The organism is Sphingobium sp. AP50, from assembly GCF_900109095.1.
Classification (GTDB): Bacteria; Pseudomonadota; Alphaproteobacteria; order Sphingomonadales; family Sphingomonadaceae; genus Sphingobium.
In genome coordinates, this window is record NZ_FNYZ01000029.1 from 14,646 (window position 1) to 28,218 (window position 13,573).

The 13,573-nt window shown below is 62.6% G+C and carries 11 protein-coding genes; 6 read left to right on the plus strand and 5 right to left on the minus strand.

Annotated elements, in window-relative coordinates:
* Window position 1: 1 nt before the first annotated feature.
* The 4 genes from ligA to BMY84_RS26450 all read right to left on the minus strand — a co-directional run bounded on the left by ligA (window position 2) and on the right by BMY84_RS26450 (window position 3,644).
* The gene (ligA, locus tag BMY84_RS26435; RefSeq protein ID WP_093017341.1) at window positions 2-454 is read right to left on the minus strand and encodes a protocatechuate 4,5-dioxygenase subunit alpha; all 453 of its coding nucleotides are present in this window, start codon (window positions 452-454) and stop codon (window positions 2-4) included.
* Window positions 451-1,476 carry an amidohydrolase family protein gene (locus tag BMY84_RS26440; RefSeq protein WP_093087935.1) on the minus strand — a complete coding sequence of 342 codons (1,026 nt, stop codon included), beginning with the start codon at window positions 1,474-1,476 and terminating at the stop codon, window positions 451-453. The genes ligA and BMY84_RS26440 overlap by 4 nt, the downstream gene beginning before the upstream one ends.
* Before the next feature lie 87 nt (window positions 1,477-1,563).
* Window positions 1,564-2,427, minus strand: coding sequence for a DUF1932 domain-containing protein (locus BMY84_RS26445; RefSeq protein ID WP_093087936.1), 864 nt, complete (start codon window positions 2,425-2,427; stop codon window positions 1,564-1,566).
* 65 nt (window positions 2,428-2,492) lie between these two features.
* Window positions 2,493-3,644 (minus strand): LysR family transcriptional regulator, encoded by a 1,152-nt coding sequence (locus BMY84_RS26450; RefSeq protein ID WP_093087937.1) that lies wholly within the window; start codon window positions 3,642-3,644, stop codon window positions 2,493-2,495.
* Window positions 3,645-3,747: 103 nt separating this feature from the next.
* On the opposite strand from BMY84_RS26450, the gene ligK reads away from it, so the two are divergent.
* The 3 genes from ligK (at window position 3,748) to BMY84_RS26465 (ending at window position 6,465) form a co-directional block, all read left to right on the plus strand.
* On the plus strand, window positions 3,748-4,422 hold the full coding sequence (gene ligK / locus BMY84_RS26455) for a 4-carboxy-4-hydroxy-2-oxoadipate aldolase/oxaloacetate decarboxylase (protein WP_093087938.1): 675 nt from the start codon (window positions 3,748-3,750) through the stop codon (window positions 4,420-4,422).
* Window positions 4,423-4,540: 118 nt separating this feature from the next.
* A complete protein-coding gene (locus BMY84_RS26460; protein WP_093087939.1) occupies window positions 4,541-5,575 on the plus strand; it encodes a 4-oxalomesaconate tautomerase in 1,035 nt (344 codons plus the stop codon).
* Complete coding sequence (locus BMY84_RS26465; RefSeq protein WP_093087940.1) at window positions 5,572-6,465, plus strand: amidohydrolase family protein; 894 nt, start codon at window positions 5,572-5,574, stop codon at window positions 6,463-6,465. Before BMY84_RS26460 ends, BMY84_RS26465 begins: the two co-directional genes overlap by 4 nt.
* A 51-nt stretch (window positions 6,466-6,516) precedes the next feature.
* Here BMY84_RS26465 and BMY84_RS26470 read toward each other — a convergent pair whose 3' ends face one another.
* Window positions 6,517-7,407 (minus strand): LysR family transcriptional regulator, encoded by an 891-nt coding sequence (locus BMY84_RS26470; RefSeq protein ID WP_256215459.1) that lies wholly within the window; start codon window positions 7,405-7,407, stop codon window positions 6,517-6,519.
* Between the two features lie 98 nt (window positions 7,408-7,505).
* Between BMY84_RS26470 and BMY84_RS26475 the strand changes: the two genes are divergently transcribed.
* From BMY84_RS26475 to BMY84_RS26485, 3 genes are all read left to right on the plus strand, one after another.
* Window positions 7,506-9,005: a CoA-acylating methylmalonate-semialdehyde dehydrogenase gene (locus BMY84_RS26475; protein ID WP_093087943.1), complete on the plus strand. Its 1,500-nt coding sequence runs from the start codon at window positions 7,506-7,508 to the stop codon at window positions 9,003-9,005.
* Window positions 9,006-9,324: 319 nt separating this feature from the next.
* The gene (locus BMY84_RS26480; protein ID WP_143075177.1) at window positions 9,325-12,186 is read left to right on the plus strand and encodes a TonB-dependent receptor plug domain-containing protein; all 2,862 of its coding nucleotides are present in this window, start codon (window positions 9,325-9,327) and stop codon (window positions 12,184-12,186) included.
* A gap of 7 nt (window positions 12,187-12,193) precedes the next feature.
* Window positions 12,194-13,567, plus strand: coding sequence for an alpha/beta hydrolase family protein (locus BMY84_RS26485; protein WP_218147044.1), 1,374 nt, complete (start codon window positions 12,194-12,196; stop codon window positions 13,565-13,567).
* The last annotated feature ends 6 nt before the right edge of the window (window positions 13,568-13,573 follow it).

Below are 13,573 nucleotides of genomic sequence, written 5' to 3' on the forward strand. Positions count from 1 at the left end.
CTCAGCGATCCTCTTTCTTGGCGGCAGCGGCCGCTTCATTGGCCTTGATCGACCGCACACCCTCGGGCGAACGGCCGCCCTGCATCATCATTTCGCGATATTCCGGGAATTTCATGTCGGTCATGGTGCTGACCGCCTCGGCGAAGGGAATGCCGTCGGTCGAAAACAGCTTCGACAGGAAATAGACATTGCCGCCAAGGTCCAGGCAGCGATTATAGTCGCGTGCCAGCAGGGCCTGCTTCTGGTCCTCGGTCAGCGGCCACTCGTCCATATAGGCGCGCTCGTCCGCCTTGAACTTGGCGCGGTTCTCGGCGTTCATCAGGCTCATCGCGAACTGGTTGATATGATAGCCCACCCGCGCCCGCGCGGCGGTGAACACGCGCGTGCCGGGGATATCTTCCATCTCGGCCAGATATTCGTGAATGTCCTGATGCTTGGGATCTTCTGTTATCATAGTCCCCTCTCCTTCAATTTGGCGTCGAGGCGCGGGAAGACGCGACGGGCATTGCCCGCGAAGATCGCAGCGCGCTCTTCGTCACTGATTTCCAACGCATCGACATAGCGTTTGGTGTCGTCGAAATAGAAGCCGGTGGTCGGGTCGATGCCGCGCACCGCGCCGACCATTTCCGATCCGAACAATATATTCTTGTTCTCGATCACGTCGGCCAGCAGGTCGACGCCCGGCTGGTGATAGACGCAGGTGTCGAAGAAAATGTTGTTCATCAGATGCGTCGACAGATCGGGCTTCTTGAGCATGTCGGCGAGGCCACGATAGCGCCCCCAATGATAGGGCACCGCGCCGCCGCCATGGGGGATGATGAAGCGCAGCGTCGGGAAATCCTTGAACAGATCGCCTTCGAGGAGCTGCATGAAGGCGATGGTGTCGGCCGCGATATAATAGCCGCCGGTCGCATGCATCGCCGGGTTGCAGCTGCCCGACACATGGATCATCGCCGGCACGTCCAGCTCGACCATCTTTTCGTAGAAGGGATACCAGTAGCGGTCCGTCAGCGGCGGGTGGGTGAAATGACCGCCGCCCGGATCGGGATTGAGGTTGCAGCCGATGAAGCCCAGTTCGGTGACGCAGCGCTCCAGCTCCGCGATCGAATTGCTCATGTCCGCCTTGGGCGACTGGGGCAGCATGCACACGCCGACGAAGGTTTCGGGGAACATCGCCACGACGCGCGCGATCAGGTCGTTGCAGCGGATCGCCCACTCCTTCGCCACCGCCTCGTCGCCGACATGCGGCGCCATCGCCGATGCACGGGGCGAGAAGATGGTAAGGTCCGCGCCGCGCTCCTTGATCAGGCGAAGCTGGTTCGCCTCGATCGTCTCGCGAATTTCCGCGTCGCTGATCTCGGGATAGGGCGGGCAGGCTGTGCCAGCCTTGAACGCCGCCTTCTGCTCCTCGCGCCAGGCATCATGCCCCTTGGGCAAAACGGTATAATGACCGTGGCAATCGATAATCAGGCTCATCCGCTTCTATCTCCAACCTTATTGCGTCACCCCGGCGTAGGCCGGGGTCTCAGGCGACGGCGCATGACGCCCGCGCCAAAAATTCATTCAATCCTGCGTAATCGCACCGATCTTCGCGCCCAGCCCTTCGGGCGGCACCTTCACGCCCAGCGCACCGATCGCCCGCTGCCGTTCCACCGTGCCGCGCGTCATCGCCGCGCCACTGCCCAGCCCTTCCAGCGTCTTGACCACTTCCTCCATCTCGGCCGCGCGGCGCAGCCCGTGCACCAGCATCCGGTCGAGATTATAGTCCGCCCTTTCGTCCCAAGGCCGAGGCCGCTCGCTCGCATCCAGAGACGCCATCACCTCGTCCAGCACATCCGCCTCGCTGGCGGCCAGCACGCATTCGGCGGTCAGCGCCTCGATCCCCTTGACCATGACCGACCGGATCATCTTGATCGAGGAAGCCCGGCCGACGGCCTCACCCACCACGCGGGTCTTGGCAAAGCCCAATGCCTGCAACCGCGCCTCAACCTCCCCGGCTTTCTCGCCACTCAGCAGCAGCGGCACATTCAGCCGTGCGGGATCGACCGGTGCCATCACCGCGACATCGACATAATGACCGCCCGCCGCCCCGATGGCCTGCGCCGCCGCCTGCTTGGTCTGCGGCGCGACGCTGTTGAGGTCGCAATAGAGCGTGCCCGGCACGATCAGCCCGGCGGCGGCTTGCGCAACAGCCAGGGCCTGATCCGCCGTCACCAGCGACAATATGAGCGATATGCCATCCAGCGCGTCGACCAGCGTGTCGGCGGCAGAAACGCCAGCTTCACCATAACGGGCCAGCATAGCATCCCGCGCGGCGGCATCATCCGTCTTCGCATCGAACACATGGGCAGAAGCGGTCCAGTCCCCCGCCATTGCAAAGGTTGACCCCGCTTCGCCAAATCCGATCAGACCAATTTCCTGCTCCATAGCGACAAGGGATGACCCATCGGATCGGAGGCCGCCAATCGAATCCGCCCCATACTCATAAGAATTTACGAAGTCATCTCTCGGACAGAGGCTTCGACCGCCACCATGAATTGCTGCTGCAAGCGGGTCGGACGCCAGTCTGTGCGGGTTGTCAGGCCGATGGTCCGACTGATTGCACCGGGTGCAGGGCCGATATCGGCCAGCAGCCCCGCTTCCAGTTCCAGCGCCAACTGGTCGTAGGACAACAAGGTCAGATAATCGCCGCCGACCAGCAATTGCCGGATCGTCATGACCGATCCGCACTCGATCGGCACGGCAGGCTCGTCGCCCCCCAATTCCGCAAACATCGCCTTCCACAACTGCCGCAGCGGCGTTCCTTCAGGCGGCAATATCCATGGAAAACGACGCAGCGCATCGGCATCCCATCCGGTCGCCAAGGGATGACCATGCCGCGCCAATATGGTCGGTCGATCCTCGAACAGGGCGCGCTGCTCCAGGTCCAGCGCCATGGCCGGGTCGCGCAGCGCGCCGATCATCATGTCGATCTCGCCGTCCCGAAGCGGACCCACCAGTTCGGCATGCGATCCTTCCGCCACGCTGATATGGACCTGCGGGAAATCGACCCGGAACCGCGCGATCGCGTCAGGTAGCAATCGCGCACGCGACAGCGGCATAGCCCCCACCAAAATGCGACCGCCCTCATCTCCTTTCAGATCGGCCAGATCGGCCAGCCCCTGCCGCAATTCCGCCAGCGCCAGCCGCAATCGCTGCGCCAGCGCCATGCCGGGCTTGGTCAGCATCACCCCCCTACCCCGCCGGTCGACCAGCCGGCTGCCGACCGCCAGCCCCAGATCACCCACCGCCCGGTGCAGTGACGGCTCTGCTACCCCCGTCGCGGCCGCCGCCGCCGCATAACTGCCCGCCCGCGCCAGCGCCACGAAGGCCCGCACCTGCGCCGCCGTCACGCGATTGCTGCCGATCAGCCGCAGCGCCACATCGATCCGGGGTTTCAGCCGCTGCGCCGCCTCCAGCGCCGCCATGCCGCCGGGCTGCCGGTCGAACAGCCGCACGTCCAATTGCGCCTCCAGCTTCGCGATGCCCTGCGTCACCGCCGGCTGGGTCAGATTGACCGACCGCGCCGCCAGACTGACGCTGCCCTGATCGACCACGGCGGCCATCGCGGCGAGGTGTCGGATATTGAACTGATCGGGTTCCATATTTGATGATTATCAAAATTTAATGGCATTGCGCCAGTTCGGATTTGAGCATTTCGCTGCAACTGTCCATGTCGCTGTCCATCTTGGGAGAAGGAACCGGTCCATGTCCAACGTCGTCGTCCAGAATATCCAGCGGGCGGACCTCTCCGTCATTGACGGCCTCGCCAAAGCCGGCGTCGCCACAGTCCATGAAGCGCAGGGCCGCACCGGCCTGCTCGCGCCCTATATGCGTCCCATTTACAGCGGCGCCCGCATCGCCGGCAGCGCCGTCACCATTTCGGCCGCGCCGGGCGACAACTGGATGGTCCATGTCGCGATCGAGCAGTTGCAGGAAGGCGACATCCTCCTCCTCGCCCCGACCAGCCCCTGCACCGACGGCTATTTCGGCGATCTGCTCGCCACTTCGGCGCAGGCTCGCGGTTGCCGCGGCCTCATCATCGACGCGGGCGTGCGCGATGTGCGTGATCTGACGCAGATGAACTTCCCGGTCTGGTCGAAGGCCGTCCATGCGCAGGGCACGGTCAAGAATACGCTGGGCAGCGTCAATATCCCGGTCATTTGCGCCAATGCGCTGGTCAATCCGGGCGATGTCATCATCGCTGACGATGACGGTGTGTGCATCGTGCCCCGCGCCGACGCCGCGTCTGTGCTGGAAAAGGCGCAGGCCCGCGAAGCCGCCGAGGAAGCCAAGCGCGTCCGCCTTGCCGCCGGCGAGCTTGGTCTCGACATCTACAATATGCGCCCGCGTCTGGAAGAAATGGGTCTGAAGTATATTTAAACCGTCAGCCGTTCGTTTCGAGCGTAGTCGAGAAACGATTGAGTTGCCCTGACCGCTTCTCGACTTCGCTCGAAGCGAACGGAGGTTTCAAGTGACAGCACATACCCAATCCCGCGTCATGTGGATGCGCGGCGGCACATCGAAGGGCGGCTATTTCCTGGCGGAGGATTTGCCTGCTGACACCGCCACCCGCGACGCCTTCCTGCTGCGCGTCATGGGCTCGCCCGACCTGCGCCAGATCGACGGCATGGGCGGCGCCGACCCGCTGACCAGCAAGGTCGGCGTCGTGAAGAAGTCGGAGCGGCAGGGCGTCGATGTCGACTATCTCTTCCTTCAGGTCTTCGTCGATCAGGCGATCGTCAGCGATGCGCAGAATTGCGGCAATATCCTCGCGGGCATCGGCCCCTTCGCGATCGAACGCGGCCTTGTCGCCGCGCAGGACGGCGAAACCCGCGTCGCCATCTTCATGGAAAATACCGGCCAGATCGCCATTGCCACGGTGCAGACGCCCGGCGGCACCGTCCGCTATGATGGCGACGCTAAGATCGACGGCGTTCCCGGCAGCGCTGCCCCCATTCCGCTGGAATTTCGCGATACCGCCGGCTCCTCCTGCGGCGCGCTGCTCCCCACCGGCAATGCCTTTGACGAGGTCGAAGGCGTGCGCGTCACGCTGATCGACAATGGCATGCCCTGCGTCGTGATGAAGGCGCAGGATGTCGGCGTCACCGGCTATGAGGATCGCGACACGCTGGACAATGATACGGCGCTGAAAGCCCGGATCGAGAAGATCCGCCTTGCCGTCGGCGAACGGATGAACCTGGGCGAAGTCAAGGACAAGTCCGTGCCCAAGATGATGCTCGTCGCCCCGCCCCGCGATGGCGGCGCGGTCACGGTACGCAGCTTCATCCCGCATCGGGCCCATGCCTCGATCGGCGTGCTCGGCGCCGTCAGCGTCGCAACTGCCTGCCTGATCGAAGGGTCGCCAGCGGCGGAGGTGGCCTCGATCCCGAAAGGCAATCGCAAGACGCTGTCGGTCGAACATCCGACGGGCGAGACGACCTGTGTCATGGAACTGGACGATAGCGGCACGGTCACCAGCGCGGCCATGCTGCGCACCGCGCGTAAATTGATGGACGGAGAGGTTTTTGCATGAGCAATCGCATCACTTCATGGCACGGCAATCCGTCGAAGCCGCTTTACACGCCGCCAGCAGGCGCGATCGATGCCCATTGCCATGTCTTCGGCCCGATGGCGGATTTCCCCTTCAGCGCGAAGGCCAAATATCTGCCCAAAGACGCCGGCCCGGACATGCTGTTTGCGCTGCGCGATCATCTGGGCTTCGCCCGCAACGTCATCGTGCAGGCCAGTTGCCACGGCACCGACAATGCCGCGACGCTCGACGCCATCGCCAAGTCGAACGGCAAGGCGCGCGGCGTCGCCGTGGTCGATCCGGCGATTTCGGAGGCGGACCTTGCCGCTCTGCATAAAGGCGGGATGCGCGGCATCCGTTTCAATTTCTTGAAGCGACTGGTCGATGACGCGCCAAAGGACAAGTTCCTGGAAGTCGCCAAGCGTTTGCCCGCTGGCTGGCACGTCGTCATCTATTTCGAAGCCGACCTATTGGAAGAACTCCGTCCTTTCATGGATGCCATCCCCGTCCCGCTGGTGATCGACCATATGGGCCGCCCCGACGTGACCCAAGGGCCAGACGGCGCCGACATGAAGGCCTTCCGCACCTTCCTCGATAGCCGGGACGACATCTGGTTCAAGGCGACCTGCCCCGACCGCCTCGATGAGGCGAAGAATGGAGTTGGCGGCGATCCGTGGAATGCCTTTGCCGACGCAGTCGCACCGTTGGTCGCCGACTATCAGGACCGCGTCCTGTGGGGCACCGACTGGCCGCACCCCAATATGCAGGATAATATCCCGGACGACGGCCATCTGGTCGATATGATCCCGCGCATCGCACCCACCGTCGAGTTGCAGCGCAAGCTGCTGATCGACAATCCGATGCGCCTCTACTGGCCCGAAGAGCTCGCCTGATCGCCGGATAAACATCAAGAACGCCGCCGCATGCACCATGCGGTGGCGTTCTTACAACCGCTCGCGCATGTCCTGCGCCACGTCATCCAGAAAATCGACGATCGCCCGCACACGTGGCAGACGTTGCAGATCGGCGTGCATGACGAGCCAATAGCTGCGCCACACCTCCGCCCGCCCCGGCAGCAACCGCACCAGTCGCTCGTCCGTCTCCGCCGCAAAGACATGCAGCACGCCCAGCCCCACGCCAGCCGCAACGGCTTCATGCTGCGCCGCGCTGGAACTGGCGCGAAAGCCGATCGTCGCCCCCGCCACAATCTGGTCGAGCGCGATCATTTCAGGAAAACCAGCCAGTTCCTCGATATAGGATACGAAGGCATGGCGGCTAAGGTCGGCGCGCTCTGCCGGAGCGCCATGCCGCGCGACATAGTCTTTCGATGCATAAAGGCCGATCCGATAGTCGGCCAGCTTGCGGGCGACCAGTCGCCCCTTGGGCGGTGGCTTCAGCATCACCGCAATATCCGCCTCGCGCTTCGACAGGCTCGCCGCCCGGCTTTCCGACGCCAATTCCAGCATCAGTCGGGGATGCTGCACCCGTAGTCGCGCGACATGCGGCGCCACCAGATAGGCAGCAAAGGCTTCCGGCGTCGCCAGTCGCACTACCCCTTCCACCTCGCGGTCACGCCCCGCGACGCTGGCCGCCGCCGCCACCAACTCGCTCTCCACCTTCTCGGCATGGGGCGTCAGCGCGAAAGCCGCTGGCGTCGGCGTCACCCCGCGTGGCGATCGGTCGAACAGGCGCGCGCTCAACGCCACCTCCAGCGCGGTGATCCGTCGCGCAACCGTGCTATGATCGATGCCGACGCGACGCGCCGCCGCCAGCATATTGCCTTCGCGCATGACCGCCAGGAACAGGCGCAGATCGTCGGAGTTCAGCATAGGCATTTTCGCACAACCAATGTGTCAGATCACCTGTATCGCTGCCAAACGCACAGGTCTATAGCATTGGTCACGGAAAGAACCGGAGAGGAGCACCGATCATCATGCGATCCATCACCCATTTCATTCATGGTAAGACGGCGCCGTTGCCCGGCGCACGCCTGTCCGATGTACTCGATCCCTCGACCGGCGCGGTTCAGGGGCAGGTCGAACTCGGCACCCCTGCCCTGCTTCAGCAGGCGATCGATTCCGCGCTGGAGGCCCAGCCCGCCTGGGCCGCCACCAACCCGCAGCGCCGCGCCCGCGTCCTGTTCCGCTTCAAGGAACTGATCGAGGCGAATATGGACGATCTCGCCCATATGCTCTCGTCCGAACATGGCAAGGTGATTGCCGACGCAAAGGGCGATATCCAGCGCGGTCTGGAAGTCGTGGAATTCGCCTGCGGCATCCCGCATCTGCTGAAGGGCGACTATACCGAAGGCGCAGGCCCCGGCATCGATGTCTACTCGGTGCGCCAGCCGCTCGGCATCGCGGCGGGCATCACCCCGTTCAACTTCCCGGCTATGATCCCGCTATGGATGGCATCGATGGCGATCGCCTGCGGCAATGCCTTCATCCTGAAGCCCTCCGAGCGCGATCCCTCGGTCCCGGTGCGCCTCGCTGAACTGGCAATGGAAGCGGGCCTGCCGGCCGGCATCCTCAACGTCGTCCATGGCGACAAGGAAATGGTCGACTCGATCCTCGACCATCCGGCGATCAAGGCGGTCAGCTTTGTCGGCTCCTCCGACATCGCCAACTATGTCTATCAGCGCGCCGCAGCCAATGGCAAGCGCGCCCAGTGCATGGGCGGCGCCAAGAATCATGGCATTATCCTGCCCGATGCGGATATGGATCAAGCCGTCGCCGATATCGTGGGTGCGGCTTACGGATCGGCGGGCGAGCGCTGCATGGCCCTGCCGGTCGTAACCCCGGTGGGCGAAGCGACGGCCGAAGCCTTCCGTGCCAAGCTGATCGCCGCGATCGAAACCCTGCGCCCCGGCATCCCGACCGATCCCGACGCGCAATATGGCCCGCTCGTTACCGGCGTGCACAAGGCGCGCGTAGAATCCTATATCCAGATGGCGGCCGATGAAGGCGCAGAGATCGTCGTCGATGGGCGCGGCTTCTCGCTCCAAGGCTATGAGGAAGGCTTCTACCTCGCCCCGACCCTGATCGATCGGGTCACGCCGCAGATGAAAAGCTATCAGGACGAGATTTTCGGTCCGGTGCTCCAGATCCTGCGCGCCGAAACCTTCGAAGAAGCGCTCAGCTATCCGTCCAAGCATCAATATGGCAACGGCGTCGCCATCTTCACCCGCAATGGCGACTATGCCCGCCGCTTCGCCGCCGATGTCGAGGTCGGCATGGTCGGCATCAATGTGCCGATCCCGGTGCCGGTCGCCTATCACAGCTTCGGCGGCTGGAAGCGGTCGGGCTTTGGCGACCTCGATCAATATGGCGAGGATGGCGTGCGCTTCTACACCCGCACCAAGAAGATCACCCAGCGCTGGCCGACCGGCGGCGCGGTGATCGATCAGAGCTTCGTTATCCCGACGATGAAATAAGGGTTCGGCGGATGGAATCGCTCTCTGCTGGATGGCGATTCCATCCGCCGATATCTTTGCAAGCTGATCCGGCGGGACAGGCGGTGAAGCGCCGTTTCGCTTTCACGAGACAGAAATGATCTGGCAAACTTCTATTTTTCTGAATTCCATATTACTGAAAAACAAAGAATAATTCTCTCCCGGATTGAAAACTTATTTCATCCGCGCCGGAAGTGATATCTTTTCGATCATCCGGGCGTGCCATCTCACCCGCATCGAATTCCGCTACGTCGGCCATTTTGGCGGTCAGCAGCGGGGCGATTTCAGGGAGAGGGCTTTCATGAAAACGAACTTCTATCTTTGCACATTGCTCGCAGGCGTAAGCCTGTTGGGCCTGTGCGACATGGCCATGGCGCAAGGGACATCTGCCAATGCGGACGATATTTCGGCCGCGAAAGACAACGCTGCCAACGGCGTCAGTGCAGCCGACATAGTCGTCACCGGATCGCGCATCATCCGCAACGGATCGGCCAGTCCCACGCCTCTGACCACCGTTTCCACGGAATCCCTGGCTGCGGCAGCCCCAGCCGGCACCATTTCGGACGCACTCAACAATCTCCCGGTCTTTTCCGGTTCGCGTAACCAGTTCAGCAATCCCGGCTCCAACGCGACCGGCGTACAGGGCGGCAACGGTGCCGCCAACGTCCTCAACCTGCGCAATCTGGGCTCCTATCGCACGCTGGTCTTGTTCGATGGTCACCGCATCCCGCCCACCCTCTATAATTCGACCGTCGACGTTGATCTGATCCCGCAGGAACTGATCAGCCGTGTCGACGTCGTCACCGGCGGCGTCTCGGCCGTCTATGGCTCGGACGCGGTGTCGGGCGTGGTTAACTATGTCCTCAACCGCAATTTCGACGGTTTCCGGGCCCATGCCGAGGCCGGCATATCGCAGCGCGGTGATGCCGCAACCCGCGACATCGGCGCCGCCTTCGGCTTCAAGGTCGGGGAGCGCGGCCATTTCGAAGCCAGCGTCCAGCATCGCGAATATGACGGTATCCTCAACCGCGCCTATGATCGCAGCTGGAATAATCTGGCGGCTATGCAGGGCGCAGGGACGGCGGCCAACCCCTATTATCTGGCGACCGACGTCCGTCTCGCCACCTATACTTTCGGCGGTTACATCACGAACGGCGCCCAGCGCGGCAAGCAGTTCGACGCATCGGGGGCCGTCGTGCCCTTCGTGGCAGGCACGGCATCCGGCTCCTCCTGCTGTCAGATCGGTGGCGATGGCGCCTATCAGAATTCGTCCATGTCTTCGCCTTCGCGCGGCACGCAGGCCTTTGCCCGCTTCGACTATGACCTGACCGATGACATTCATGTCTATGTGCAAGGCGCGGCGAACATCAAGAAGAACAAGAGCTACACCGGCTGGAACCAACTGACGGGCCTGACCTTCAATAGCAGCAACGCCTTCCTGTCGCCGGCCGCGCAGACGGCGCTGGCTGGCGCCGGCACCTTCACCATGAACGAGATATTGAGCGGCGCGCCGCGCATCGAGGCATCGTCCAAGACCAATCAATATTATGGCAATGTCGGCATCGAAGGCTCCTTGGCGGACTTCAAGTGGAACGCCACCTACACCCATGGCTATTCGCGGCTGCAGACCACCGTCGACAATATGCCCAATAATCAGCGGCTCGCCGCCGCACTCGACGCCGTCTATGACAGCAGCGGCAATATCGTCTGCCAGGCATCGCTGACCAATCCGTCCGCTTATGGCGACTGCGTGCCCCTCAACATCTTTGGCGCCAATTCCGCCAGCACGGCCGCTCTGGACTATGTGCTGGGCAAAGCCGTCTTCACGACCCATACGATTCAGGATTCGGCCGATATCTCGATCAGCGGGCCGGTGTTCAACACATGGGCCGGCCCGGTCAATGTCGCCCTGTCGGGGGAATGGCGCAAACAGCGCTTCAATGCCGCCAGCAGCGTGTTGCCCACCGACCTCGCCGACTGCACAGGTCTGCGCTACAACTGCACCAGTGCGACCGTCCTCTATCCCACGACCTTCCCCTATAGCGAAACCGTGTCGCAGAGCGTGAAGGAAGCCGCGATCGAGGTCGAAATTCCGCTGCTCAGCGACATGGCTTTCGCCAAGGCACTGACGCTGAATGGCGCGGCCCGCTATACCGACTATAGCACCAGCGGCCATTATACGACCTGGAAGGTCGGCGGCGTCTGGGAAGTGAACGACCAGATCAAGCTGCGCGGCACAGCCTCCCGCGACATCCGCGCCCCTACCCTCTACGACCTCTATCAACCGGTCACGACGGTCTATGGCAATTATACCGATACGACCAAGACCCCCAATGTCACCGCCTATCTGCCGTCGATCAACATGGGCAATAGGAACCTGACGGCCGAAGTGGGGCGCACCTACACCGCCGGCATCGTGCTGAAGCCCGACTTCGTGCCTGGGTTGACGCTGACCGCCGATTATTATCATACCGTCGTCAGCAATGCGATTTCGGTGATTCAGGGCTTCAACGCAGCCGTACAGAAGGGCTGTGTCGACAGTGGCGGATCGTCCATCTACTGCTCGCTGATCCAGCGCGATGCAGCGGGCAATGCGACGGCCTATTATATCCAGCCCTATAATATCGCGAAAGTGAAGACCTGGGGCATCGATGGCGAAGCCGATTATGCCACCCATGTCGGCGGACATCCGCTCAACCTGCGCCTGATGGTCAATTATCAGCCGCATATCTATTATCAGCAGCCGGGCATTCCGACCATCGATCAGGGCGGTGCAGGATGGGGGCTCAACGGCCTGATGCCCAGCCCCAGCGTGACGCTGGCCGGGTTCATCAACTTCAAGCCCAGCGACAATGTCTCGATCGACCTGTTTGAACGCTATCGCAACAAGTTCCGCCGCAGCGGCGTCGCCGCCCATGTGTTTGCTGATGGCCAGGAATATGTGAGGGATTTCGCGACCACCAACCTGACCGTGACGCTTAACACCGGTTCGGGCTGGAAGGTCGCGGACAGCGCCCTCTATTTCAGCGTGACCAACCTGTTCGATGCCAAGCCGCCACTCAGCGGCTATTATAGCGGCACGACATCGGCCGGGGCCTCCTATGAATTTTCGGATGACCCGACCGGGCGCGCCTTCATGGTCGGCTTCCGTATCAAAGGCTGATCGAACGATGCGCCCGATCAAGGCAGCCGCCTTTGCCCTGCTGTCCGCGCTGGCCCTCACCGGGGGCCAGCCGGCATGGGGGCAGGAAGTGCCCGGCATTCGCCCCGCTTTCGTCCATCTGGCCCCCGGCGTGCCGGGCGCCTATTATGAACCTGCCACACCGGGACCAAAGGCCGGGACCGCGATCTTCATCATGCATTCGTCGGCCGATTATCTCAGCTTTTCGGGCTGCACTGAATTGGCAAAGCGCGGCTATCGCGTCCTGTGCGCCAATAATTCCACCAGCAAATCGGGCGCATCGAATGATGGAATGCTCGATCAGGTTCTGCTGGAAATCAAGGCCGGGGTCGCCTGGCTACGCAAGCAGCCCGGCATCGATCATGTCGTCCTGCTCGGCCATAGCGGCGGCGGCACGATCATGAGCGCCTATCAGATGATCGCCGAACGCAGCGTCAAGGCCTGCCAGGCAGAGGAAAAGATATGGAAATGCCCCGATAGTCTGGCCGGCCTGCCACCGGCTGACGGCCTGATGCTGGTCGATTCCAACTGGGGCCTCGCCGCAATGACGCTGTTCAGCATCGATCCCGCCGTCCGGGACGAGGGCAGCGGCATGGCGATCGATCCAGCACTCGACATGTATAATCCCGCAAACGGCTTCGTTCCGACCGGATCGCATTATTCAGCCACCTTCATCAAGACCTTCCTTCAGGCCGAAGAGCATCGGAGCAATGCCCTGCTCGCCCGCGCCCAATCGATGCTGGCGGATATCCAGGCCGGCAAAGGCCCCTTTGCCGATGACGCCCCTTTCGTCGTGCCCGGCGCGATCCTGTTGGGCAGCAACAACAAGCTGTTTTCGCAAGACATCAGCCTGCTGGCGCACAGCCAGCAGGCATGGCCCTTGCTACACGCCGGCGGACGGATCACGCAGACAGTCGTCCCGACGGTACGCGTGCCTGAAAATATCCGCAGCATGACCCCATCCCTGATGCGTGGCGCGCTCAAGACCACGGTCCGGAATTATCTCAACACTTATGCGATCCGCACCGGCCGCGACTTCGGCTATGATGTATCGGGCGTCCATGGCGTGGAATGGACATCGACCTATGCCAGTCCGCCGGGCAATGTGCAGGGCATCGGCGCGCCATTGCTGGTCATGGGCATGACCGGCCATTGGGAATATCTGGCGGCCGAGGAAATCTACAGGCGGGCGGCCAGCGCCGACAAGTCAATCGCCTTCGTGGAAGGCGCAACCCATATGTACACCCCCTGCACCAAATGCGAGCCGGTGCCGGTTGCCTATGGGGACACGCTCAAAACGACCTATGACCATATTGACGGCTGGCTGGCCAAGCCGGGCCGCTTCGCGCCGACTGCGCAGTGAAGGAAT